This is a genomic window from Streptomyces sp. SID12488 (assembly GCF_010548275.1).
In the GTDB taxonomy this organism is placed as follows: Bacteria; Actinomycetota; Actinomycetes; order Streptomycetales; family Streptomycetaceae; genus Streptomyces.
Window position 1 is genome coordinate 1 of sequence record NZ_JAAGLT010000049.1, and the last position, 24,918, is coordinate 24,918.

A 24,918-nucleotide genomic window follows, 5' to 3' on the forward strand; every position below is an offset into this window, starting at 1 on the left:
ACGTCCAAGCCGTGCTCGCCCTGGCCCGCCGACGCGTCAACGTCCTGTGGGCCCTGATCCGCGACGGACGGCGCTACCAAGTCACACCTCCAGTGACTACAGCTGCTTGACAACAGCATTAGGAAGCGTGTTGCGTGACCGAATTGTTCGCTCCTCAGGCTGCTTCTGGGGTGACGTAGCCGTGAGCGACGTCGCGGCGTTCGGCGAGCAATTGTCAATCCCTGTGGATCGGTGCTGTTGCCTGGTTATGTGCTGAGGTGTTCGTGAAGCATCTGCCAGGTTCCGGCGTTGTTGACGAGCACGTTGGTGCCGCGGCCGCTTCCTGACCGCGGCTGGCCGTCGATGGTTCCGGTCCAGGCGAACCGGTATCGGCATACCGCGTGGTCATCGCTTTGAGCGATCCACTCCACGTCGTTGATCTGGTAGACCTCGTCGCGGATGGTGGCGAAGGTCTCGGCGATGGCGGAGAGGACGGCTTCGCGGCCGCGGTGGGATCCGTCGGAGAACCAGTAGACGGCCTGGGGAGCGATCAGCGGGACGAGCTGGGTGATGTCGTGGCTGTTGGTGGCCTGCTCGTAGACGCGGAGGAACTCGGTGAGCGGGGCAGTGGGTTCGGGCATCGACAGGTCCTCTTCTCCCTTGCGGGGCGCGACAAGTGACAAGTGGGGTCAGGCGGCCGTGGCCTGCTCTCGCTCGACGAGGACGCCGTTTTCGAACGTGGCGCCCGCCCGGACCAGGGCGATGAGATGGGCGCCGGTGACCGCGCGCCAGCGGGCCAGGGCGGCAGGATCTTCGAGGAGAACCGCATCCGCTCTCCGGTGGCCGCATCCACCCGTCTGTCGGTCACGCGCGGGGCCGTGACCTCGACGGAACCCGCGGCAGTGGTCACGGTGCGGGGCCGGTGGCGGCCGTTGCGGACCACCAGACGGCGCCCGGCCCCATCCGCCTCGGCGGCCAACTCGGCTATGTACTGGTTGACTTCGGCCTCCAGCGCGGCGGCGGGCATCCGCAGGGCGCCCTCGCGGACGATCTCGTCGATCAGGGAACCAGTCTCGGTGGTGCCGTCGGCAGTGACTACGCTGAGCACGGGCGCGCCTTCCCGACCCGCGCTGCGAACGCGGGCCTCTACTCGGTGACTTGTAGATCATTCGGGAAGGTACGCCCTTCGCGCACTCCCCGGGAGCCGATCCACAAGTACTGAGCATTGCTCCCTGACCAGCCAACATTACGATCTGTGCCTGAAGTAGGCGGCGGTCGAAGGGGCGACGCAGGCGCGCCGTCCCGTATCAGGAGGACATATGCGACGTGGCGAGGTCTGGTGGGCAGATTTCAACGAGCAGCGGGCAGTCGTACTGCTGTCGGGAGAAGAGGCGTCCGGTTTCTTGGCTATGCAGGTCGTCGCTCCCGCGGGCACCGATCTCAGCGGCGTGGCCGTTGAGGTGGCAGTAGGTGCCCCCGAAGGCCTGCCTCTCGAAGGCGTCCTGAGAGTCGCACTTCCACGTCCCGACCTCATCCCTTGCACTTGGCTGGTCACCCTGGCCAGGGAAGACCTGATCGGGCAGGCGGGCGTCCTGTCGTCCGCGAAGCTCAGCGAGATCGAGGATGCCCTTCGTCTCGGGTCCTGCACTATGCGCCGCTCGACCTCGCCACCGCCGGCCGCGGCAAGCGGGCCGTGATCGCCAAGCCGGCACTGCGCTCGTGGATGGCGGACGTCTTCGACAGCGCGTACGTCCCGGATCCGAAGCAGCGGGGCGACCGTCTGGTCTCGCCCGCGCCTCGGACACCGCCGACCTCCAGGGCATCGCGCCGGCCTTCGTCGTCACCGCCGAGTAAGACCTCCTCAAGGCCGAGGAAGTGGCTGCGCCGACCGGCTCCGCAGGGCCGGATCGCTGGTCGGCCGTCACGACTGCACCCGCGCCGATCACGGTTACGACGCCCAGGACGAGGCCAGGGAGCGCGAGGTGTACCAGTTGATCGCGGAGCAGGTGCGGCGGGCGTTCGGGGAGGAGACCTCGTAGCCAGACGCTGGGTAGCCGCAGGAGGGGCAACATTTTTGTCAATGATCTTGGCGACGGTTGAGCCGCGTCCGGTCCGCAGCGTGTCCCCTCAGTCAACCGGCGGTGTGTCGTGCGTGTCGTGTGGAGGACTCGATGGTCTTCAGACCCCACGCCTGGCCTTTGGCTCGTGCCGCCTGGGTTCAGGTGACGAGCGGCCAGTCAGGGGTGAGGACGAACCAGGTGAGCGGGTTGCACAGCTCGACACGGTTGCCGCCCGTAGACGTACAGGAAGAACGTCTGCTGGATGGCGTGCTTGTGCGGCCCGGTCTCGATGAACACGCCCTGGGGACAGGATGGGGAGTTCACCGCGACGGTCCGTGACGCCGCCGCCCTGGGCAAGCGCGTGAGTACCGTTGCAGGTGCCGCCTCCAGTCGTGCCCGGCAGCGAGCCGTTACGGATGGGCGGGAGGTCCGACCGCCCCGTCCTGGACGCGGCACCGGGCGTCCGGGGCGGCGCGGTCAAGCCCCCGGCAAGCTCTCTCATCCGTTCATGACGCGGTGAGCTGCGCGGTTCCTCACTCCCCGAGAAGCCGGCCCAGTCAACGCAGTCGTGCCGCCTGGGTCGCCCGGGACGCCTCGGCCTGCGGTGCCATCATGTCGTAGCCGTGGAAACCGCCGGGCCACACGTGGAGTTCGGCGACCCCGCCGGCCTGCCAGATCCGCGAGGCGTACGCGACGGTCTCGTCCCGGAAGGTCTCGGCGGAGCCGATGTCCAGGAAGGTCGGAGGCAGCCCGGACAGGTCTTCGGCCCGGGCCGGAGCGGCGTGGGCGGGCACGTTCGGACCGCCGCGCCGATCACCGAGCAGCGCGGTCCAGCCCATCTCGTAGCTACGGTCAAATACCAGCGATCACCGAACCTGACTCCTGATCAATACAGATGACGCAACCTGATCATTCGCCCCTACCCCTGACAAAATTGCAGATCAGAACCGCACACCAAGGTCCGGCACCCGCAATCGCGCGCACCACCGAGGTGCCCACACCAACACACGAAACTGATCAGCCCAGGCCAGCCCAACAGCCACTGATCACAAAAGCCGCTCACGGACACTTCAGGAGCATGTGAACCGCCCACGACCTCAAGGGAGTTCGCGGGCGGTCTGTCCGGATCATTGGAGCTACGGAGCTACGGAGCTACGGAGCTACGGAGCTACGGTCAGCGGTGTGCGGCCCACCGTCGTCGAGCCGTCGCCGAACTCCACGACGCCGACGTACCGTTGGCCGCGTACGGCGTCCGGCCAGGTCACGGTCAGTTCGGGGCGGTCGCCCGCGGTGACCTGCTGGGAGGACGGGGTGACCGAGGGGCGTACCGCCGGGGCGCCCAGGCCCACCTCTGAGCTCCACAGGGTGTACTGCTGGCTGGTCGTGCCGGCCGGGAGTCTGTACTGGAGGACGTAGACGTCGTAGTCGCCGGGCGGCAGGTCGGTGTGTTCGTCGGAGCCGGCGTCGGGGCGGCCGATCTGGTTGCCGGCGGTGTCGAAGACGTAGAGGTCGATGTCGCTGCCGGGAAGGTGGTCGGCGGCGGTGATGGCCACGCGGGTGAAGGCGGCGCCTTCGGAGACATGGACGCGGTGCTTCACGACCGCGTCGTTGGTGTGCGGGCTCTCCGGGAAGTCGGACTTGTCCGTGCCGGTCAGGGTGCCTGTCGTCTTCATGGCGGTGTACAGGGCCGCTTTCGCTGTCAGTTCGCCGGTCCAGCCGACTCCGACGGTCAGTTTCACCGAGTCCTGGCCGATGGCCGTGACCTCGCTCGGCGCCGCGAACCGCGTGGGGCGCAGGGTGATCGGGCTGGTGACGCGGTGGCGGGCGTGGGCATCGCTCAGGGTGAGGGAGCCGTAGGTCCAGGTGTCGTACGTGGCGTCCATACGTTCGAACTCCACCGCGTACGAGGCCGACTCGCCCGGCGCCAGGGTCAGCCGCTTCGGGGTGACCGTGGCGCGGAAGCCGGGCGGGGTCCGGAGCGTGGCCTTGTACGTGGCCGTCCTGGAGGACACGTTGGTGACCTTGCGGGTTACCGTCTGGTGGCCGTAGAGGTCGCCCACCGAGATCGACGGGTAGTTGAGGTCACTGGGGTCGAGCGGTGTGGCCGTCGCGCAGGGGTCCTCGCCGTTCTCCGCCGCCGGGGGGATGCCGATGGCGCACAGGTACGCGGTCCAGTCGGCGGACGTGGAGTCGTAGACCAGACCGGGGTCGGCGGCGCGGGTGACGCGGGGGATGCCGGAGCCGTAGTCGAGCGGCGTGGCGGAGTCGGCGTCCTGGCGGCCGACGGGGTCGCCCTTCTCGTCCTTCGTCGTCGCCGTGGTCATCAGCGCCGATTTGACCTCCATCGGCGACCAGCCGGGGTGGAGCTGCTTCAGCAGGGTCGCGAGGCCCGCGATGTGCGGCGACGCCATCGACGTACCGGACATGAAGCCGAAGGAGCCCGCGTAGCCGCTCAGGCCTCCCGGCACCGTGCCCGCCGGCACGGCTTCGCCGGGGGCGGTGATGTCCGGCTTGAGCAGGTCGCCGTGGCTGTGGTCGTCGGGGCCGCCGGAGGAGAAGGAGGTGACGTCCCGGGCGGTGGTCTTGTGGCTTTGGCTGGGGAGGAACCCGGCGGTCGCGTTCTCGGTGGCCGCGTACTCCTTCACCGTCGGCGAGTTCTGCTTGCTCACCTGGAACAGGGGGATGGCGAAGGTGGTGGCGAAGAAGTCCATGCCGCTGGTCGGCGTGTGGGTGAGGACGATCGCCCTGCCGCCCGCCGACTTGACCTCGGTGGCCTTCTCCCCGACGAAGAGGTTGCCGCCCCGGTCGCAGACCACGATCTTGTCCTTGGTCCGCGCCGGGTCGAGCGTGCCCGGCGCGCACAGCGCGGCCTGCTCGGCGTCGGCGTCCGACTTGCGCACGTCGGCGGCGTTGACCAGTGGGGTCGAGGGGACGCCCGAGTTCAGGCTGCGGTTGGTGATGCGGCGGCCGTTGCCCAGGGTGAGTGAGGCGGTGTAGCCGGTGTCGTGCGTCGACGCGGCGACCGTCGTCAACCAGGGGGCGGTGATCTGGACGGTGCCCGGGCCGCTGTTGCCGGCCGAGGCGGCGACGAAAACGCCCGCCTTGGCGGCGTTGAACATGGCCTCCTTGATGGTCGGTTGGGTGATATCCCCGCCTATGGAGTAGTTGATGACGTCCACGCCGTCCGCGACGGCTCGGTCGATCGCGGCCACGGTGTCCATGCCCCAGCAGTTCGTGCTCCAGCAGGCCTTGTAGTACGCCAGCCGCGCGGCCGGCGCGACGCCGCTGAGCTTTCCGCTGGTGCCGGTGCCCGGGATCGACGCCTCGACGCCGTGGTTCCCGGCGGCCGTCGTACCGGTGTGTGTGCCGTGGCTGTCCCGGTCCAGTGGCGAGGCCACGTCGTCGGGGGTGGGCGCGGCCACGCCCTTGCGGAACCACTGGGCGCCGATCACCTTGTTGTTGCAGGTGACGCGGTTGGCGGGGTCGGGGTCGGTGCCCTCGTCGCACGTGCCGTGCCACTTCTTGGCGATGGCCTCGGCGTCGGGGCGCGGCTCCGGAAGTGGGGCGAGCATCGGGTTCGACGGGTCGAAGCCGGTGTCCACGATGCCGACGATCATTCCCTCACCGGCGTGCTCGGGCCCGCCGAACTTCGACCAGAGCCCTTTGCCGCCGGAGAGACCCAGCATGGCGGGGAGGTCGGGGAGCGAGCTGGAAGGGGTGGTTCTCCGTGTGCCGGATGCGTCGGACGCGGGTGCTTCCGGGGCCCGATCCGTGGTGGTTCCGGCTCGACCCTCAGTCTCCGCTGCGGGGCCGTGGTCCGGCGTCGGAGAGCCGGCGGAGCGCGGGAAATCCGCCGTCGGTCGGCTTGCCGTGCTGCGGGACACCGCGGCGACCCCCGGCGTCGCCGCCAGCTTCGACGCCTGCCGGCCAGTCAGTTTCGCGGCGAAGCCGCTGAGTGTGAAGTCGTAGTCGTAGAGCGCCTTGACGCCGGGTACGGCGTCGAGGACCTCGTCGCGGCGGTCGTCCAGGTGGCGTCGATAGGCGTCGATCGCGTCGGAGTCGGGGGCGAGCCGGTTGCCGGGCTTCGGTGCCGTCCGCTTCAGGCGGGGCAGTTCGCCCTCGTAGGCGGCGACGGGTGGGTCGGTGAGCGTCACGACGTACATTCCGGGGCCGAAACTCCCGCCGCTCTCCGTCAAGGCCGGGGCGGCGTCGGTGTCGGCGGCGTAGACGGTGGGAGCGGTGACGGCGGTCAGCGTCAGGGCTCCGGCGAGGAGCGGCGCCAGCAAGGTGACGGCAGCTCTCGGGCGTATGTGATGGTGTGTCAACTGTGGTCCATCTCAATCGAGTTGGTTAAGACCTTGATCCCCCACGGCCCTCAGTGTCACAGGGAACTCACCAGTAATAAATCTTGAACTGTCACATACCGGTGGGTCTTCACAGTCGCTTCACAACCAGCCGTCCAAGCGGTCCGGAGATGCTCGCCGTTCACCTTCCGAACTTCTCAAGTCCGGTCAAGGGAAGGCGAAGGAAGATCAAAAACCTGACCCACGAGCGTCCATTGATCTGGATCAACGACCGCCTGAAGGCAACCGGTTGATCACGACGTCACACAGGCCCTAGCGTCACCGGTTTCCGGCCCCACCTCGCGCGGTGGGGCCGGAAACGTCGTCAGTTCGGCGGAGGCGGATACCGGGATGGAGCTGCTGTTCGGTGGCGCCTTGTTCCTGGGCGTCGAAGAGGCGGGCGGCGTAGTGGGGCGGCAGCGCGACCGTTAGGTGCCGGAACCGGTCCTCGTCCGTCGTCCCGATCGGCGCGGTGCAGCCGATCCGGGCGCGAGTGTCGATGACGCCCGTGGTCGCCGCCTTCTGCCGCGACTTGGCGCGGATCTGCGGCTGCCACCGCTTCTTCACCTCGCGCTCCAGGCTCGCGGCGAGGTCCGGACGCGGCTTTCTGATCTGGTCTTTGACGTACCGCTCCACAGTGCGCTGAGAGATCCGCAGCATCTGGGCAACCGCCCTGGCGCCCTTGAGCTGGGCGGGGCGTCGACGATCAACTCGTCGATGGCTGGCGGGGGTCGCTGGAAACAGGACCCCCGCACGTGGTGAGCGCGAGCTATGGCTGGCGTACGGCGCGCCCGCGTCGCTGCTGGCTGCAGTCCGACCACGCCGTGTGACAACCCGAGGCCGTCGAACCCGCCACGTACGGGGTCTGATGGAGGGTCAGGCGCCCGGGTGCAGACCGGGCCAGCCCGGTGTCGGGTCGCCCTTGACCTCACCGAAGTAGAGGGCGAAGGTCTGCTTCAGCCGCTCGACCTGGGCCCGGTCCTCCATGAAGCGAGGGAACCCGTCCACGTTGGCGTTCGGATACTCCCAGATCGGCTTGAGGCCGGTGGGCGGCGCGATGTCCGTGCGCACGGACCAGCTGTTGGAGGTCTGACGCTCGGTGGACAGCTGCCAGTTGAGGTAGAGCTTGGCCGCCGTGGGGTTGGCGGCCTGTTTCAGGATCGCGATTCGCTGTCCCCACGCCATGAACGGGTGCCCGTCGGTCATCATCCAGCGGTTCGGGCTGGTGGCGAGCGGGTTGCCACCCGCGCCGACGCCGATGATCTTCTCCTTGTTGGTGACCGCGGTGCCGGGGGAGAAGGTGCCGCGGGCGAACTGCGGCTGCTGGGCGGCGAAGTCGGCCACCCAGTCCCAGCCGTAGGTCTCGGCGTAGAGGGCGAAGAGGTAGAGCACCGCGTCGTCGTCGTGCGGGTAGGAGGAGGCGATGGCGCCCTTCCAGCGCGGGTCGACCAGGTCCAGCGGCGTCTGCGGCGCGTCGGCCCCGGCCGCCGCCACGTCGTACAGGTAGCTGAAGGCGATGACCATGCCGGCCACCCAGGCGCCGTCCGGGTCCTTGAACTTCTTGTACAGCTTGCTGAAGCCGGCGGGCTTGTAGTTCAGCAACCGCCCCTGACGCTTCCAGCGGGTGAAGTCCTGCAACGTCTGCAACTGCACCACGTCGGGGACCAGGGTGTCGGTCGCGAACTGGTTGTCCACGCGCACGTCGTGGTACTTGCTGTAGTCCACGATGAGGTTGAGGTCGATCTGCGGAAAGCGCTGGCGGAAGGCGGTCCGGGCGCCGGCGCCGCTGCCCGAGTTGGCGAGGTCGCCGCCGGCGTAGATCACGAGCTTGCCGCCTTCGGCGATGGCGGCCTGGTACAGCTCGTCGAGGGTCCTGGTCTCCTCAGCGCGGGCGCCGTGTGCGGCTGTGGCCGAGGCGGGGGACGCGGTGGCGCCGAGCGCGCCGAGTCCGAGCGCGGCGCCCGCTCCGGTAGCCAGGAGTCGTCGTCGACTGGGAAGGCTCGTCATTGGGGTAACCCTTTCTGCGTGGGGGCAGGGGTGTTCCCGGTGTACGGGCGGCGGACCGCCTCGGCCGGGAGTGTGGGAGCGGGAACAGCGAACCGGTGGTCTCGTACGGTCTGCGCCGCAGACCGGCGGTGAGGCTTGCCGGAGTCGGGGATGTCGGAGGCGAGCCGGTGGCCGTCGGCGGGGGCCAGGCCGGCGTCGGCCGACAGTGCCTCCCGCTCGCTGTTGACGAGGGTGGCGGTCCTGTTCTTGCTGCCGACCGGAAAGTCCAGATCGAGGCCGGTGAATTCGAGTGTGCTCATCAGGACTCTTCGCTGTTCGGTCGAGGATGGGGCCCGCTGACCCGAGCATTCATCTGACAAGACGGTATCTGACACAGCAGATGTTGTTGCCACGGGGGCACTTGATGTGACGCGAGTCGCACTGGGTCTGCTGTTGCGGCCACCGTTGGCCGGGTGGGTGGTGCCGTGGCGTGAAGTGCAAGGGGCGCCTGTGGAGGTCCGGGCGGAGTTGGGAGATCGCCTGGCCCCGGCACTGACCGCACTGCGCTCACACCACCCGCAACTCGCCGTGACCTGCCTCGTCACCGACCAGGCGCCCTCACCCTCGGCACCGTCGATGTTGTGCTGGGACAGCGGTATCACCACGCCGAGCCGTTCCATCACGTTGGACGTAACGCCCTCGGGGGTGCGGTAGGCGCCGGCGAGCGGGAATCCGGCCATCTCCGTCCACTCCACGTCGGGGGCGAGGGTGGCCCCCAGGGCCTCCAGGCCGCCGGCGGCGGAGGCTAGGTACTGACGGCCGTACGACGTCGGAGGGAGCGGTGGAGGTGGTGAACTCGGCCATGGTCAGCCCCACTTCATCTCACCCTTGGTGACCTTCGCACCGATCTGTGCGGCGATCAGCATGCCGTTGTCCGGGTAGCGCATGACCAGCGCCTCGGTCAGCGTCGCGCCGTCGGCGGCGGCGAGTTCCTCCTCGAAGGCGACGAGATAGTCGCGGGTGGCGGTGATGGCGGAGGCGTCGGCCGCCGTGCCGGGCCGGCGGTGGGCGGGGACGACCAACTCCGGCTGCAGTGCGGCCATCTCGTCCAGCAGCGTGATCCAGGCGGCGCGAGAGGCGGGGGTGGCGGTGTCGGCGACCCAGGACGTGCTCCTGCTGGAAGAGCAGGACACCGCCCAGCAGGGCGCGGGACTCGGCCTGCCACAGGTGGTGGCGGTCGGACAGTTCCTCGGAGCCACCCTTGAGTTCGAAGCGGTGGCCCTCCAGGGTGAGGTCGCCGGTCCACTCCCGCCATTCCCGCTCCCGCGGCCAACTCAGCCTGAATACGGTCGGCCTCCTCCCACATCTCGTCCACGCGACGGCGTGCACCCGGCTCACGCTGTTCCAGCAGCCCAATCACCGCCGGCATCCACGACCTCCCGGGGAGCGACACAACGACAGGCCACTATTCCCACGGCACCTCCCGCCCTACGCTCCACCAGCGGAAACGCAACCCTCAAGTCCGGAAAACTATGAGGATGATCTGGTGCCGCTTCGAGCGGTGCCCTGACTCGGGCAAAGACTGGTTTTGGTGCCTTCCTGTTGATCTGCCGGTCACCGCAGAAAGCGCTCCCTTCGGACCTCGATGTCGGCTGTGCGACCTCGGGCGCGCGCAGACCGAAACTCCCCTTGCCCAGCGGGGCAGGGGAGTTTCGGTGGGCTTGAACCGGATACCGGGTGTCAGCAGGAGCGCGAGCCCACGAAGCCGACGCGGACGAGCTTCCACTGCTGGTTCACGCCGCCCCAGTCCGAGTACTGGACGATGCCGGTCCCGTCGGCGGAGGAGAAGCCCGGTACCTCGACGGCTCTCCCGCTGTTGCGGTTGATCAACCGGACGTATCCGTCTGGTGAGTCCGCCAACCGGAACTGCTGGTTCACGCCACCGTGGTCGCTCCACTGGTGGATGGCGGCGTTGTCGGCCGTCGACCAGCTGGAGACGTCCAGCAGCTTGCCGGAGTGCCTCGCCTTCAACCGGTAGTAGCCGTCTCCGGAGTCCACGAACTGGAACTGCTGGTTGGTCCCGCCGGAACGGCCCCACTGCGTGAGCGCGGCGCCGTCCGCGGTGCTCGCGCCCGCCACGTCCAGTGCCTTGCCGCTGTTGCGGTTGACCACGACGTACCAGGCGTTCGTGTCCACCGTGCCTGCTTGCGCCGTCGGCGCGCACGCGCTCAAGTCGAAGCGTTCCACCCGCACTTTGCCGCCGAGGGCCTGGGTGGCGTGGTTGAAGACGGCGAAGCGGTAGCCCATGAAGAAGTGAGGTCTCTCGCTCAGGGTGAAGGCCGGGCCGAGCGGGGTGAAGGTGGTGCCGTCGGTGCTGTAGGAGAACGTCGCCTGGCGGTCCGGCCCCGGGCTGATGTCGGCGGTGGCACGCAGCCAGACGCGGCTGCCGGGCGCGGGGAGGTCGGCGCGGGCACGCTCGGTGCCGGTACTGCTGGTGTTCCAGTCGGCGTCCATGGCCAGGCCGTCGAACATCACCAGCCGGCTGACGCCGTTCTGCCGCGTGACGCCGATCCAGGCTGAGGTGTCGCGCAGCATCGCCAGTCCGGCCCGGTCGCCGTCCGCCATCCCGGAGCGGTCGAGCACGACGGTCGCGGTGGAGGCGGGGCCCTGGATGCGGCGGGTGAGGGTGTTACGGGCCCTGTAGAGGTCGTCGGTGACGGTGGCGGTCCTGAGGGTGAGTCCGTTGTCGACGGTGAACGCGGCGGTGTCGGGGTTGTGGTTCCACTCCCAGTGCGGTGCCAGTTTCGTCCCCTCGAAGGTGTCGGTGCCGGTCATCGGCGGGAGCGGGTGCGGGGTGACCGGGTAGGGGTATGTGTCGCCCCACGTGCCGTTGACGGTCTGGAGCTCGGGCCAGCCGGCGGCGTTCCAGGTGACCGGGGCCAGGGCGGGGACGCGGCCGCCGGGATAGGCGTCGATGAAGCCCATGTAGTACCAGTCGCCGTTCGGGGTGTCGACCAGCGCGCCCTGGTGCGGTATGCCGCCGCCGGGGATCGGGCCCGGCATGTTCAACAGCACCTCCCGCATCTCGTAGGGGCCGAAGGGGCCTGAGGTGGACTTCCAGATGTACTGGCCGTTGGGCGGGCGGGTGACGAAGATGTAGTAGTTCCCGTTGATCTTGTAGAAGCGGGAGCCCTCCAGCGAGTGGATCTCGTCGGGCTTGGTGAACACGTGCTCGGACCTGACCTCGGTGCGCAGGTCCGGGGCGAGCTGCGTGACGCGGATCTGGTCGGCGCCGTGCGCCACGTACGGGGTGCCGTCGTCGTCGAAGAGCAGCCCGGCGTCGTAGTAGACGCTGCCGATCTCGGCGTGCCGGGTCCAGGGGCCCGCCGCGTCGGTGGCGCTGTATACGTACGACCGCTGCCAGCTGATCTGGCCCAGCCAGTAGAAGGTCTTGTCGCTGGGGCGGTAGCGCATCGTGGACGCGTAGATGCCCTTTTGGCGTACGCCTGTCCGCCCTTGAGGTCGTAGGCGTCGCCGAAGTCGAGGACCGGCACCGAGTGGCCGATGAACTCCCAGTTGACCAGGTCGTAGGAGCGCAGGACGGGCGCGCCCGGCGAGTAGTGCATGGTCGAGCCGGTGTAGTAGTACGTATCGCCGACCCGGATGACCTCGAGGTCGGCGAAGTCCTGCCAGATCACCGGGTTGGTGAACCGCTCCTGCTGGGCCGCCGGGGCCGCCGTCGCGCGCATCGCCGGCAGGGTGGCGCCCGCGAACAGGCCGACGGTGGCCGCCATGACTTTCCGGCGGCTGTGGGGGTGTTGGAGCCAGGACATGCAGATCAGCTTCCTCACGGGTAAGGGGACCGAGAGTCGAAGTTCGAAATGTCGGACATCGTTCTCGGATGGCGTCGAGGATCTGGTAGAGGGTGAGCCCGCTGTATCGGCTTTGGGTGCCAGGCGCTGCTCGGTCAGGAACGCGTGTGCGGCGGTGGCCAGGGTGAGGTGGTGATGCCGGCCGGTCCAGGAGCGTCCCTCGAGTCCCGGGAGCGGGGCGGGGAGGGGCTCCGGTCCTGGGAGCGGGGGTCATCCGGCGGTCAGAGTGGTCCACTTCTGGTTGGAGCCGCCGTGGCAGTCCCACAGGTGGAGCTGTGTGCCGTCGGTCGTGGAGAAGCTGGGATCGTCGAGGCAGCGGCCGGAGGCGGGGTTGCGGTAGCCGCCGTTGTAGGGCTCCCAGATCTGGTTGGAGCCGCCGTGGCAGGCCCAGAGCTGCACCTTGGTGCCGTTGGCCGTGCCGAAGCCGGCGGCGTCGAGGCACTTGCCCATGGAGCGCAGGGTGCCATCGGTGTAGGCGGACCAGTACTGGTTGATGCTGTCGCCGCAGCTCCAGATCTGGACGGCGGTTCCGTCGGCGGTGCCGAAGCCGCTGACATCCAGGCACTTGCCGCTCATGTCGGACTGCACGCGTGCGGGGGCGGGGGCGGGGTTCCTCAGCCACCCGGCGCTGTCCGCGGACTGGATGCCGCGGTGGAAGGCGTCGGCCATCTTCTGGTAGCCCGCGTCGTTGGGATGCAGGGCGTCGTCCAGGTCGGCCGTGGTCAGACCGCTCATGTCCACGTATGCGACGTGCTTGCCCGCGGACTGTGCCTCGCTCACGATCTGGGGGATGGCCTGGTTGTACGCGGCACGGTACTGCTCCTCCGAGCCGCTGGTGGACACGACCAGGGAGGCCACGAGGACGGCCGCGTCGGGGACGTCGGCGGTGATCTGGTTGACCAGCGACTTCAGCCGGTCGGCGGCGGTGGAGACTTGATAGCTCCCTGCCAGGTCGTTGGTGCCGATCATCAGCGTCACGACGTTGGGCCGGTAGCGGGTCAGCGAGGTGTCGGCGAGTTCGGCGATCTGGTGGATCCTGTATCCCTGGTGACCTTGGTTGTCGGGGTCGGACATCGAACCGCCCCGCAACGTGCCGACGAAGTCCAGCGGATGGCCGTCCGCCGCGAGCATGTCCCACAACGGACCCCGGTAGCCGTTGCCCGTGCTGCTTCCCACGCCCCAGGTTATGGAGTCACCCAACGGCATGACCCGTAAGGGCGTGTTCGAGGCGGCGGAGGCAGGTGCCACACCTGCTGCCGTCATCCCGAGCGCGGCCATGACCAGCGTGATGAGGGACAGTACCCAAGGCTTTGCCATGCAGTCGTCCTCTTCTGCGAGTGAGTGCTGAATCTGGCGGGGGCTGTTCGCCGTTCGAGTCGGCAACTCGGCTGCTGTGTCGTCCCGTTGGCATCGGCAGGCACATGAGGTACTGGCGGAACGGCGTGGTGGGGAACCTGTGCGTAGCCGGCTGTCCGCGACCGCTCCCACAGCGGCCGGGCATGCCCGGCCCCCTCGCAGTGAAAGCTCTGACCAGCCACGGGCGGGCGTTGTCGGGTGGGTAGGGCCTGACGGTGTGTCGAGGCATGGTTCAGTCGGGCTCCGGGCCCGGTTCGGCGTGCGTCGTTGCCCGCGAACGTCAGGGACACCGGAGCCGGACCTGTGTCAGGCCACCGGTTAGCGCTGCAGTGTCAGTACCCCCGGCCGGTAGGGCAGGAGGCCGTAGTCCCCGCCGTCGGTGCTGGGGTCGCGCCCCTGGTAGAGGAACTGCAGATTGCAAGGGTCGATGGTCTTGGTCTGGTCGGGGTTGGTCCGAACCAGATCGCCGTGGCTGATGTCCCTGGTCCAGGCCGTCGCGCCGCTGTTGGCACTGCCGGCGAAGGGGCTGGTCACGGTGTCGGCCCCTGCCTGCGGTGTCCACGTGCCGTCGAGGCTGGTGGCCGTGAACGCGCGGAAGTAGCGACCGAACCCTGTGTAGTTCTGGGCCTCGACGATCATGAGGTACTGGTTCTGGCCCTGGATCTTGTAGACCTCCGGCGCCTCGAACAGGTTGAGCGGCGTGTCGCTCATGATCTTCGTGAACGAACCGAAGGTGCCCGGGAAGTTGCCGATGGGCATGCTGGCGCGGTAGATGCCGCCCTCATCGTCGGCGAAGAACATGTACATGTTCGTGTCGTCGCCGATGAGGGTCACGTCGAGAGGGCCCCCCTTCGGGAGGGTGCCCGTGAACAGCTCCTGCTGCGCGGACCAGCCGTTGGGGTTGGTGGGGTCGCTCGAGGTGCGGTAGGAGAAGCTGTATGGCCAACCCCCGTTGTAGGCGAGCACCCAGGTGTTCTTCGGGGCGAAGTAGAACAGCGTCGGCGCGATGCCGTCGAAGGGGATCGTGTTCTGGGTGGCGGTGGCCATGTCGGACCAGTTCGTGAAGGGGCTGAAGGACGTCAATCCCCAGCGCCCGTCGTCACCGGCGAGGGTGTTGTGCGTCGTGGCATAGACGATGTGCTTGCCGTTGTGGACGACGCTGGTGAAGTCCTTGAGCGAGGCCCACCCCGCCTTCGGCTCCGCCAGCGGGCCGGTCGATGTCCAGCGGTAGGTCGACGGAAGAGCACACACGTTGTTCGCCCCCGACAGGCCGGTCCACTTCTGGTTGGTGCCGCCGTGGCACGACCAGATCTGCACCGCCGTGCCGTTGGCCTTACCCCAGCCCGAGACTTCCAGGCACAGCCCGGACTGCGCACCGACGACCGTGCCGTCGGCGTTCACCCGCCACTGCTGGTTCGCACCGCCGTTGCAGGTGCGGATCTGCACCCGGACCCCGGACGTGGTGGCGCTGCCCGGGACCTCCAGGCACTTGTTGCCGTACACGGTCAGCTGGCTGCTGTCCGTCGACGTCCACTGCTGGTTGATTCCGCCGTGGCAGTCCCAGATGTGCACGTTCGCGCCGTCGGTCTGGCTGAAGCCCTCCACGTCGAGACAGCGGCCGGAATCAACACCGCGCAACTCGCCGCTGGTGGCCGCCTGAGCAGGGCCGGCCACCAGCAGCGCCGCCAACGCGGCCAGCGCCGCAACCGCGGCGGCGAGCACCGCCGACGGACACCTGCGATGGAAACTACGTCTGCGCATAAGGACCTCGTCATCCCTGAGCGAGCGGCTCCGGTCCGCCCCGCCAGAGGCCGTCCGGGTACCGACATGGCACGCCATTGTCCGATATGCCGAACAAGGGTCGAAGTGTCGAGCAAGAGAATGCTAGACATCCCATTAATGACGTCAATACTTCTCACACGATTCGCGACCAGAAACGTTCGCAGGATCAAACCAAGCAGCTTCAAGTTCCGCGGTTGCAAGGGTCTTTGACGCGAGGGTCAGGTAGCGGTGCGGGCGCGGGCTTGGACAGGCACCGTTGCAGTACTGGTTGCCGCCGCTCCCGAAAAGGTTGCCGCCCGGTCCAAGTTGAGGGTGTGAGGGGCCACGGGCAGCCGGTGCAGGCGGGTGCGTTCGACCGTCTGGCGCGGATGCCGGTGCCCTGCTTGTCTCGTTGTGGACGCGGGTGTTGACCTGCCGCCAGAAGATCGCGCAGGCCCCGCGGGGTTCGGCGAAGCGACTGTGCTTCTCCCGCAGGTTCGCGGAGGTTGGGATCAGGCCCGTCTTCGCGATACGGGCGGTGGCCTCGCCGCCCCCGTTTGGACTCGGGATCGAACGGGACTCAGGTGTGTACTTGCAGGCCGTAGTGGCGTCCTGCGGCCACGACTTGAGGATGACGGACCGCGATCCTGGTGACCCGGTCGATGGTCATCGCCTTCTCGTTGTCGGTGAGTAGACAGGTCGGTGCCCCGCCGATCGCCCGCAAGGTGGAGTCGATGCATGAGATCACCGTGGGCGGGGTCCGGTCCCAGACCGGGATCACCATCCGGAAGCGGGACCACGCCAGCCATGCGCAGAACGAGAGGGTCTCGCGCTCGCTTCCACCGCCCGGACCAGGCACTTTCGGGCCCCATCCCCAGTCGAACTGCAACCAGAGACCGGGCTCGGCGATCCACGGCCGGTAAGTACGACGGTGGCCGGCCCGCCACTGTTCCCTTCGCCCGCGCGACCGCCCGCCGCATCGTCCGCTCGCCCCAGGTGAACCCAGTAGCTGGAGGCGTTCGTGAGCTTGTCGGCTCGCACCGTGCGCTGCGACCGGTCGACCCACTCCTCAATCTTCGGCATGAATGGGTCGATCAAGGATCTTGTGCTGTCCGCCATCAACTCCTAGGATCCATGCCGTCCGAAGGATCGGTTAACGTTCGCAGTATCGAACACGCCCGGCCCAAGCGGCTTGCGCATGGTGCGCATACCGGGCATGACAGCACCCGCATCATCCATCCAGTAAGGCTCTCCCCTACACGCCAAGTGCCGGACTTGGACGGGTGCACCTGGTGTTCGTGCGGCGAGCCGTGATCGCCTCCTGGAGCATCGTGTGACGTCGCCCGCACCATGCCCGCCCCTGTGCCGCGCGGCCGTGGTCCTCCTTGTTAGGCCTGGCGCGGCTGGCCCGTCGTCCAACTCGTAGGCGGTGCCTGGGGCACGTCGTACCCCAGCCCCGTCCTGCCGCCCCCACCCCGCCAGGTCACCCCACTGACCGGCGGCGACACCTTAGACGGAACGACCGTGAAACCGAAGTGGGAAGGGAACCACAATCCGGACCACGACAAGTGGTCCGTCAACAACGGCCTGACCCTGCGCACCGCGACGGCCACCAACCACCTGTACTGGGCCCGCAATACCCTCACCCACCGGATTCAGGGACCCACCTCCACCGCGACCATCCAGCTGGCCTACGCGACGATCCGCGACGGACAGCAATTGGAACACCACCGGCACCGGCACCGAAGTCGCGAGCGCCAACGGCACGGGCGGTCGCATCCGGCTGCGCGCGGCTGCCGGCATCCGCCCCGGCGCCTCCCGTCCGGGGAACCTCCTCCACAGCACCGACGGCACCAGCTTCACCCACCTGGGGCCCGCGTTCACCAGGGGCCACACCTGGCAGTTCTTCACGGGCTACCGCTTCGCCCTTTCCAGCTACGCCACGCAGACACGCGGCGGCTCCGTCCGCATCGCACGGTTCGCGCTGACCACACCCCGAGCGCAGCAACGTTCCTCCCCGCATCTGACTAGCTGCTCAACCCCCGACCCCGCAGCACCAGGAAGGACCACACCATGGCCAGTACCGCCGCCCTCAGGCCAACGGCTCACCCGACCGCAGTGAGATCACCCGCCACCGGTACGAGACTCTCCCGGGCAACCTGGGGGCTGATCCTCATATTGGCGTTCGCCGTCCTTCCCGTCGTGGTGCAGCCCACGGCGGCCCGGGCGGACAATCCGATCGTGCAGCACGTCTACACCGCCGACCCTGCCCCGCTGGTGTACAACGGACGGGTCTACCTCTACACCGGGCACGACGAGGACGGCTCCAACTCCTCCTTCGTGATGAAGGACTGGCGGGTGTGGTCCTCCGCCGACATGGTCAACTGGACCGACCACGGCTCGCCGCTCAGCCTGGCCACCTTCAGCTGGGCGTCCACCGACGCGTGGGCGGGCCAGGCCGTCGAACGGGGCGGCAAGTTCTACTGGTATGTGCCGGTGTCGGCCCGGGCGACCGGCCGGATGGCCATCGGCGTGGCGGTGTCGGACAGCCCCACCGGCCCGTTCCGGGACGCCCTCGGCCACCCGCTGGTGGAGAACAGTGAGATCGACCCGACCGTCTTCATCGACGACGACGGCCAGGCCTACCTGTACTGGGGCAATCCGAACCTGTGGTACGTCAAGCTGAACGCGGACATGACGTCCTACGCAGGCAGCCCCGTCCAAATTCCGCTCACCACCGCGGGCTTCGGAACCCGCACCGACAACCCCGACCGCCCCACGCTGTACGAAGAAGCACCCTGGGTCTACAAGCGGAACGGCCTGTACTACATGGTGTACGCGGCCAGGTGCTGCTCGGAGTTCATCGCCTACTCCACGGCACCCAGCCCGACCGGGCCGTGGACCTACCGTGGAACAGTCATGCCCGCCCAGGGCAACAGCTTCACCAACCACGCGGGCATCGTGGACTTTCAGGGCAACTCGTATTTCTTTTACCACAACGGCGCCCTCCCGGGTGGCGGCGGCTTCACCCGCTCGGTCGCCGTGGAGAAGTTCTTCTACAACGCTGACGGAACGATCCCGACAATCAACATGACGGACACCGGTGCACCCCAGATCGGTGCGCTTGACCCGTATGTACGCCAGGAGGCCGAGACGATCGCCTGGGGCTCCGGGATCGAGACCGAATGGACCAGTGACGGCGGAATGAACGTCGGTTGGATCGAAAACGGCGACTACATCAAGGTCAAGGGCGTGGCCTTCGGGCCGGGCCCGTCCTCCTACACTGCGCGCGTGGCCTCGGCCACCGGCGGCGGCACCGTCGAGCTGCGCCTGGGCAGTCCGAGCGGGACGGTCGTGGGCCGGTGCAGTGTGCCGAACACCGGCGGCTGGCAAGCCTGGACCACGGTGACCTGCCCAGTGAGCGGCGTGACGGGAACCCAGGACCTCTACCTTCGCTTCAGCGGCGGCAGCGGCTACCTGTTCAACATGAACTGGTGGCAGTTCACCCGCGCCGCGTAACCGCACCGCATTGACTTGCTCTTCGGGCTGAAGCCCGAAGATTCCGGCTCCCCTGGACGCGGGCTGCCGCTGGATAAAGCCCCGGCGAACGCCCGCCGTCCCCGCGCGAGACCGCCCGCTGGATCGCCACCCACCCGGACCGTCGCGGCCTACACGTCACCCACCGCACCCAGATCCGACCGGTGGCATGGCCGGCCTCGGCGTCGTCGAGGAGAAAGGCGGCGACGTTGGCGATCTCCTGCGGAGTTCCGAGCCGGCCCTGGGGGACCTGGCCGGCGAGCATTTCGAGCTGGTCGGCCGGGGCGTTGTCCAGGATGGGCGTGTGGGTCACGCCCGGGGCGACGGCGTTGACGCGGATATTCTGGGTCGCGTACTCGAGGGCCGCGACGCGGGCGATCATCACCGACGCGCTTTTGGAGACGATGTAGGCGGAATTCAGGGGTGTGGCGCGGAAGCCGCCGATGGAGGCGGTGTTGACCACGGCGCCGCCTCCACTTTCCAGCATGAGCCGCACTCCGGCCTGGAGGACCAGGTAGGCGCCACGGACGTTGATGGCCAGGACCTTGTCGAAGGTCTCGACGGGGTACTCGTGCAGCGGCTGCGTCGCGCCGCCGATCCCCGCGTTGTTGGCCAGGAGATCCAGGCCGCCGAACTCGGTGCGGATCCAGTCCTCGGTGGTACGCACATCGGCCTCGTCGGCGACGTCGAGGTGCCAGGCCGTGGCCCGGTCGCCGAATTCGGTGGCCAGCTCGTCCTGCCGGCCGCTCACGTCGGTGACGATGACGCGCGCCGTCGCCGACCAGGCGTGTGGCGGGCGCGTGTGTACCGGCGGATCGAGTTCGTCCGCAGCGTCCGTGCTGAGGGTGGGGTTCTACTCGTCCCAATGCAGGTGCGACCCGAGCCGGGCGACGTTGATCAAGATCGTGATGATCATGTGCCGACTCGTAGTGCGTAGGCCTCGGGGTGCGTAGGTCTCGGGTGCGTTCGGATGAACTTTGGATCCGGGCCGGTCGGCCACGTCGCGAACTACGCATCGCGTCGCCGGTCTCGCCGACGGCGTCGAAGCCGGGTTCGTCCGCGGTCCGGTGCGCCACGCTGGTCATCGTTGCCGAGGCCGGCTTCATCTCCGCCGAAGGAGCGGACGGGACGGTCCGATGTCTTCGCGGAACCCACCGCCGAGCGACAGGGCGTCACACCTGACCGCTCCTGTCTCCGTCGGTCGTCGTCGGCGTCCCGGAGGCGACCGGCGTAGCATCCAGGTGATTCCGCAGCCACTGCTCGGTGTTGCTGACGTGCAGCAGCGCGGCGGCCTGGCTGAGTGCGGCTTCGCGGCGGGACAGAGCCCTGAAGATCGCCTCGGGCTCAGCGAGGGTGCGCCCCGTGGCCTGGCCGTCGACCAGGCCACGCCAGATGCGGGCCCTCAGGGTGCGGCCCGAGACGCCCTCCAGGAGCGTGACCAGTGACTCGTTGCCTGGGGCGGCGACCACCGTGCGGTGGAACGCCGCGTCGTGCGCGTTGAGTTGCTCGACATCGTCGCGGGCCTCCCGCATGGCGCCAGGTGCCGCTTCGCCCCGGCCAGGTCCTCGTCCGAGATCCGGGTGGCGGCCAGCGCGGTGGCAACCGGCTCGAGCAGCCGCCTGACCTCCATCACGTCCAACAGGGCACCCGCATCGCTCTGCAGCAGGTCCACCGCACCCCCGAGACCTTCCAGCAGCAGACTCGGCTGCAGGCTGGTCACATAGGTGCCGTCACCCCGTCTGACCTCCAGCACCCGGGCGACGGCCAGCGCTTTGACTGCCTCCCTCGCCAGATTGCGCGAGAGCCCCAACTGCGCGGCAAGGTCCGGCTCCGGAGGCAGCTCGGAGCCTGGCAGCAGCGCACCCGAGCGAACGAGCTCGCGGATCTGCTCGATGGCCTTGTCCGTCAGGGACAAAGGGGGACCCCTCTCCGAAAGACATGTGATGTCTTTTCTTGCACGAACTGTTTGATAGAGCATCAAATCGATTATCTCAGCTGTCTCGTCAGGGCCATTCATCCCTGCACGCCCGTTGACGGTGAAGGGTCGCATGCCTGACCTTCGTGCGTAACACCAGGCGCTCAAGTCCCATGAGAACCGCTTCGCCGGAGGTTTCCCCAGTGTCGCAATCGATCAGCAGGCGCAGGCTACTGGCCGGTGCCACGTCCGTCGTGGCGGCCGCGATGGTCACCGACGTGTTCGCCGGCGGCAGTGCCATGGCGGCCCCGCGCATCTACACGCCCACCTGGGACTCGGTGAATCGTCATCCGGCGGCCCCCGAGTGGTTCCGGGACGCCAAGTTCGGCATCTACTTCCACTGGGGCGTGTTCAGCGTGCCCGCGTACGACAGCGAGTGGTATCCGCGGAACATGTACGAGCCGGACAGCAAGGCGAACAAGCACCACATCGCCACCTACGGCAACCCCGCCGACTGGCCGCTCCACAACTTCATCAACGGCGCGGACGACCTCGCCGGGGACCACGTGGAGTTCGCGCCGAAACTCAGGTCGGCCGGCGGCAACTTCGACCCCGACGAGTGGGCGCAGCTCTTCGTCGACGCCGGCGCGCGGTTCGCCGGCCCAGTCGCAGAGCACCACGACGGCTACTCGATGTGGGACAGCAAGGTCAACGAGTGGAACTCCGTGGCCAAGGGGCCGCGGCTCGACCTGCTCCATCTGTTCACCGACGCCATCCGCGCCCGCAACCTCAAGCTGCTGGTGGCGATGCACCACGCGTACAACTACACCGGCTACTACGAGTACGCATCTGCTCAGTCCGACCCGAGCTTGAAGAAGCTGTACGGCCAGCTGAGTTCGGCGGAAGAGAACCAACTGTGGTTCGACAAGCTCAAGGAGGTCGTCGACCGGGCCCGGCCGGACATCCTGTGGCAGGACTGGCGACTTGACCACGTCGATGAGACGCAACGGCTGAACTTCCTGGCGTACTACTACAACCAGGCGAACAAGTGGGGCAAGGAAGTCGTCGCCACCTACAAGGACGGGCTCAACGCCCACGGCGAGGTCTTCGACTACGAGCGGGGCGGACCGGCCGACCTCACCGCGCCGTACTGGCTGACCGACGACAGCATCTCCAACACCAGCTGGTGCTACACCGAGGGCATCGGCTACTACTCGCTCGCGCAGATGCTGCACTCGCTGATCGACCGGGTCAGCAAGAACGGCAACATGCTGCTCAACATCGCCCCGCAGGCCGACGGCACCATCCCGCAGGGCCAGCGCGACCTCCTCCTCGCCATCGGCGACTACCTGAAGCGCCACGGCGAGTCGATCTACGACACCCGGGCGTGGACCGCGTACGGCGAGGGCCCGACGAAGATGGGCGGCGGTTCCTTCACCCGCCCCACGGCTGGCACCGCGCAGGACATCCGCTTCACCCGCAACAAGGCGGACACGGTCCTGTACGCCACGGTCCTCGGCTGGCCCGGCAGTTCGCTCACGATCGAGACGCTCGGCTCCGAACGGATCGATCTGGCCTCGCTGTCCTCGGTGAAACTGCTCGGCGCGACCGCCGGCGGGTACCTCGACCTCCCCGCCCCGACCCAGGCCGCGACGGGGCTGAAGGTGGCCCTGCCGTCCACGGCGCCGTTCGACGCGCCCGCGTACGTCCTCAAGCTCCGCTTCTCCGGCCGGATTCCCTCGCTGCGGCCCCTCGTCGGTGCCGTGGCCCACCAGGGCACCAACTACTCGGATGACAGCACCGTGTTGGCCGTCGGCGGCTACACCGCCGAACAGCTCTCCCTCGCCGGCATCCCGCCGCGTACTCTCTCCTCGCTGCGGTTGGCCCCGGGATACCAGGTCGTCGGCTACTCCGGCGACGACTTCACCGGTAGGTCGTGGACCTTCACCGTCGACAGCGCCAGGATCCGAACCAGGATCACCTCCCTGAAGGTCGTGTTCGACCCGGCCGCACACTTCCGCGTCACCAACGTCACCAACGGCCTGGCCCTGGACGGCGGCGCCGACGTCCCCGCCGGCTCCGACCTGAAGCTGTGGACCTGGGACGGCTCGACCAACCTGCAGTGGTACGCAGTCGACCTCGGCAACGCCTACCACAAGCTGGAGAACCGCACCAACGGCCTCGTCGCCGACGGCGAGGGCGCCACGAGCGACGGCGCCCCGGCCAGGCAGCAGGTGTGGAACGGCGGCACCAACCAGCAATGGCTGATCACCCACCGCGGCGACGGCCGCTACTCCATCGCCAACCGCACCACGAGCCTCGTCCTGGACGGCGGGGGCAACGTCTCCTCCGGCTCCGTCACCAAGCAGTGGACCTGGGGCACCAGCACCAACCTGCTGTGGACCTTCACCAAGATCTGACGGGACACCGCGCCGCAGCAACCGACCGACGCTGTTCCGACCCGGCCCGGCCATGGACTCCTCCCGCCCCGCTGCGGTGAAACCAACGGTGGTGCGGGAGCCGATCATGCCGTTGGCGCCGATCGGGAGGTCTTCCCGGAGGTGCTCCGTTTCCGGGGGTCTTTGCGGCGAAGGGCCGGTCACGGCCCAGCAGGCGTGGCGACCGTGCCGCGCGTGGAGTGGGCGAGCAGCTTGGTCACCAGCTCGCGCAGGATCAACCTTTCGATGGTGGTGAGCGGTTCCATCAGGTCGGCGGTCATCTGCGGGACGTGTGCGGCGAGGGCACGCTCCAGCAGGTGGTTGCCCTTCTCGGTGGCCTCCAGGAGGGAGGCCTCGGGGTGCGGGTCAACTCGACACTGTGTAGCCCTCCTTTGGCGTTGCCACGCGGAACGCATCGAAGGGAGGGCGTGAGATTGAGCGTCCGGTGCATGCGGGACAGGCGGCAATCCCGACAAAAGGTCTACGAACGCGGCTTGACATGGATCATCAAGCCGTGTTCACAGACCCTTCTGTGGCAGTGGTGGCGCGGACGGGAACGCTCGCTGGGTTGCGGGGAGGCTCTGCTCAGTCAATCGAACGCCACGACCAAGCGGACTCCGTCGTCACCGAATCGGCCGGCCAGAGCCTTCATCACAGCGAAGACGTGCGGCCACTGAGTCTCCGACCCCAGGACAGCGCCCGCGGTCAGTGGTTCATAGACACAGACCAGATCATCGGTGGACCACTCAACACGCTCTGAAGCGTTGCGACAATCCAGAGGCGGCACGCCCATCAGGGACACAAACTCCGACGGCCACTGATGAGATACCGGCTGGCGGTGCAGTATCGACGGTAGCGACTTCTTGTACCAGGTCACACGGCCGACGAAATGCTCAGGCCCTGTCGCCGGATCGAGGGAAGCGAGCTCGCCCCAGCTGGCATCGTCCATCTCACCCCGCTCAATCCAGGAGCCCAACTGCGAGCGCATGCCGCTCCGGGGGTGATGCCAGCCGTCGTGCCGGACAGCCGGTCAGGGACGCAGGTGGGCGAGTAGCTCTTCACCAGCGGGGTATCCCCGCTCCTGGGGGAGCAGGCGGGTGGCTGCGTCCAGTTCGCCGTCCCTGACGAGTGCGTGGATCTCGTTGGCGAGCGGAGTCACGTCACTGATGGACATGATCCACTCGTCCGCGTAACGCGACGATGCCTCACCCGAGAGCCCCAGTTGCAAGGAACGGTGCGGTATGGGACGCAGGTGCAGATCGCGTTCGGGATCCCACTGGACGCGGGCGGGTGCACGCTTGAGGTCCCGCTGTCAGGCGCCGCGATCGGAATGCAGTCCCTGGACGTAACCCGCCAGGCAGGCATGGCGCAGCGCCCACTCGAAGCCGTCGCGAGTGATCTCGATGGCGAGGACGGTCTCCTGACCCTCCTTCGTGCCCCAGCCGGAGCGGTACATCATCCACATGAAACTGGGCTTGATCCACGTCATGCGGCCCGGCTTCCACGCGGCGGGAAAGCCGCCGTCTCGGATGGCGGGCAGTCCGATCTCAGGGGAGTACGCCTGGTAGACGGTGATCGTGGATGCCGTGTGGAGCGCGCGGATCCTGCGGTGCGGTTCTTCCATGGCGTACAGCGTGGGGTCGGCCGACTCAGGTGACCACCGATTTTCGA

General features: G+C 68.0%; 13 protein-coding genes and 11 pseudogenes. 4 read left to right on the top strand and 20 right to left on the bottom strand.

From position 1 onward, the window contains the following. Positions 1 to 245: 245 nt before the first annotated feature. Positions 246 to 620, bottom strand: coding sequence for a nuclear transport factor 2 family protein (locus G3I56_RS40520; protein WP_164418227.1), 375 nt, complete (start codon positions 618 to 620; stop codon positions 246 to 248). Positions 621 to 775: 155 nt separating this feature from the next. Continuing rightward, a pseudogene (locus tag G3I56_RS44505) lies at positions 776 to 1,087 on the bottom strand (transposase); the annotation flags it as partial. A 211-nt stretch (positions 1,088 to 1,298) separates the two neighbouring features. Here G3I56_RS44505 and G3I56_RS40530 point away from each other — a divergent pair. Continuing rightward, complete coding sequence (locus G3I56_RS40530) at positions 1,299 to 1,676, top strand: type II toxin-antitoxin system PemK/MazF family toxin (RefSeq protein ID WP_164418231.1); 378 nt, start codon at positions 1,299 to 1,301, stop codon at positions 1,674 to 1,676. Positions 1,677 to 2,106: 430 nt separating this feature from the next. On the opposite strand, the pseudogene G3I56_RS44510 reads toward G3I56_RS40530, so the two are convergent. From G3I56_RS44510 to G3I56_RS44520, 13 genes and pseudogenes are all read right to left on the bottom strand, one after another. Beyond that, positions 2,107 to 2,369, bottom strand: a pseudogene (locus tag G3I56_RS44510) (hypothetical protein); the annotation flags it as partial. A gap of 227 nt (positions 2,370 to 2,596) precedes the next feature. Continuing rightward, positions 2,597 to 2,899: pseudogene (locus G3I56_RS40540) on the bottom strand (alpha/beta hydrolase); the annotation flags it as partial. Between the two features lie 300 nt (positions 2,900 to 3,199). After that, positions 3,200 to 6,364 carry a S8 family serine peptidase gene (locus G3I56_RS40545; RefSeq protein WP_164418233.1) on the bottom strand — a complete coding sequence of 1,055 codons (3,165 nt, stop codon included), beginning with the start codon at positions 6,362 to 6,364 and terminating at the stop codon, positions 3,200 to 3,202. Positions 6,365 to 6,736: 372 nt separating this feature from the next. After that, positions 6,737 to 7,072 (bottom strand): annotated as a pseudogene (locus G3I56_RS40550) (XRE family transcriptional regulator); the annotation flags it as partial. Positions 7,073 to 7,258: 186 nt separating this feature from the next. Beyond that, a complete protein-coding gene (locus G3I56_RS40555; protein WP_164418235.1) occupies positions 7,259 to 8,389 on the bottom strand; it encodes an ABC transporter substrate-binding protein in 1,131 nt (376 codons plus the stop codon). Then, complete coding sequence (locus G3I56_RS40560; RefSeq protein ID WP_164418237.1) at positions 8,386 to 8,688, bottom strand: hypothetical protein; 303 nt, start codon at positions 8,686 to 8,688, stop codon at positions 8,386 to 8,388. The genes G3I56_RS40555 and G3I56_RS40560 overlap by 4 nt, the downstream gene beginning before the upstream one ends. A 345-nt stretch (positions 8,689 to 9,033) precedes the next feature. Next, positions 9,034 to 9,232, bottom strand: a pseudogene (locus tag G3I56_RS44515) (DUF4440 domain-containing protein); the annotation flags it as partial. A 2-nt stretch (positions 9,233 to 9,234) separates the two neighbouring features. Continuing rightward, a pseudogene (locus G3I56_RS40565) lies at positions 9,235 to 9,670 on the bottom strand (MBL fold metallo-hydrolase); the annotation flags it as partial. Positions 9,671 to 10,108: 438 nt separating this feature from the next. After that, a pseudogene (locus G3I56_RS40570) lies at positions 10,109 to 12,201 on the bottom strand (RICIN domain-containing protein). Between the two features lie 66 nt (positions 12,202 to 12,267). Beyond that, positions 12,268 to 12,402 (bottom strand): annotated as a pseudogene (locus G3I56_RS40575) (IS701 family transposase); the annotation flags it as partial. A 48-nt stretch (positions 12,403 to 12,450) separates the two neighbouring features. Next, positions 12,451 to 13,557 (bottom strand): ricin-type beta-trefoil lectin domain protein, encoded by a 1,107-nt coding sequence (locus G3I56_RS40580; RefSeq protein WP_164418238.1) that lies wholly within the window; start codon positions 13,555 to 13,557, stop codon positions 12,451 to 12,453. 357 nt (positions 13,558 to 13,914) lie between these two features. Next, positions 13,915 to 15,357, bottom strand: coding sequence for a non-reducing end alpha-L-arabinofuranosidase family hydrolase (locus tag G3I56_RS40585; RefSeq protein ID WP_203691814.1), 1,443 nt, complete (start codon positions 15,355 to 15,357; stop codon positions 13,915 to 13,917). A 580-nt stretch (positions 15,358 to 15,937) separates the two neighbouring features. Continuing rightward, complete coding sequence (locus G3I56_RS44520; RefSeq protein WP_239135409.1) at positions 15,938 to 16,216, bottom strand: hypothetical protein; 279 nt, start codon at positions 16,214 to 16,216, stop codon at positions 15,938 to 15,940. A gap of 542 nt (positions 16,217 to 16,758) precedes the next feature. Here G3I56_RS44520 and G3I56_RS40595 point away from each other — a divergent pair. Together G3I56_RS40595 and G3I56_RS40600 are read left to right on the top strand one after the other, a co-directional pair. Further along, positions 16,759 to 17,353: pseudogene (locus tag G3I56_RS40595) on the top strand (xylosidase); the annotation flags it as partial. Between the two features lie 77 nt (positions 17,354 to 17,430). Beyond that, positions 17,431 to 18,876, top strand: a complete 1,446-nt coding sequence (locus G3I56_RS40600; RefSeq protein ID WP_239135410.1) for a glycoside hydrolase family 43 protein — start codon at positions 17,431 to 17,433, stop codon at positions 18,874 to 18,876. On the opposite strand, the gene G3I56_RS40605 is transcribed toward G3I56_RS40600, so the two are convergent. Together G3I56_RS40605 and G3I56_RS40610 are read right to left on the bottom strand one after the other, a co-directional pair. Beyond that, positions 18,860 to 19,657, bottom strand: coding sequence for an SDR family oxidoreductase (locus G3I56_RS40605; protein WP_343240208.1), 798 nt, complete (start codon positions 19,655 to 19,657; stop codon positions 18,860 to 18,862). The genes G3I56_RS40600 and G3I56_RS40605 overlap by 17 nt on opposite strands. A 409-nt stretch (positions 19,658 to 20,066) precedes the next feature. After that, positions 20,067 to 20,809 (bottom strand): annotated as a pseudogene (locus tag G3I56_RS40610) (FadR/GntR family transcriptional regulator). Between the two features lie 203 nt (positions 20,810 to 21,012). Here G3I56_RS40610 and G3I56_RS40615 point away from each other — a divergent pair. After that, entirely contained in the window at positions 21,013 to 23,229 is a 2,217-nt protein-coding gene (locus G3I56_RS40615; protein ID WP_164418239.1) for an alpha-L-fucosidase, read from the top strand. 179 nt (positions 23,230 to 23,408) lie between these two features. On the opposite strand, the gene G3I56_RS40620 is transcribed toward G3I56_RS40615, so the two are convergent. The 3 genes and pseudogenes from G3I56_RS40620 to G3I56_RS40630 all read right to left on the bottom strand — a co-directional run bounded on the left by G3I56_RS40620 (position 23,409) and on the right by G3I56_RS40630 (position 24,871). After that, entirely contained in the window at positions 23,409 to 23,663 is a 255-nt protein-coding gene (locus G3I56_RS40620) for a hypothetical protein (RefSeq protein WP_239135411.1), read from the bottom strand. Positions 23,664 to 23,836: 173 nt separating this feature from the next. Then, a complete protein-coding gene (locus G3I56_RS40625) occupies positions 23,837 to 24,196 on the bottom strand; it encodes a hypothetical protein (protein ID WP_203691818.1) in 360 nt (119 codons plus the stop codon). A gap of 81 nt (positions 24,197 to 24,277) precedes the next feature. After that, positions 24,278 to 24,871 (bottom strand): annotated as a pseudogene (locus G3I56_RS40630) (DUF4291 domain-containing protein). Positions 24,872 to 24,918 lie beyond the last annotated feature (47 nt).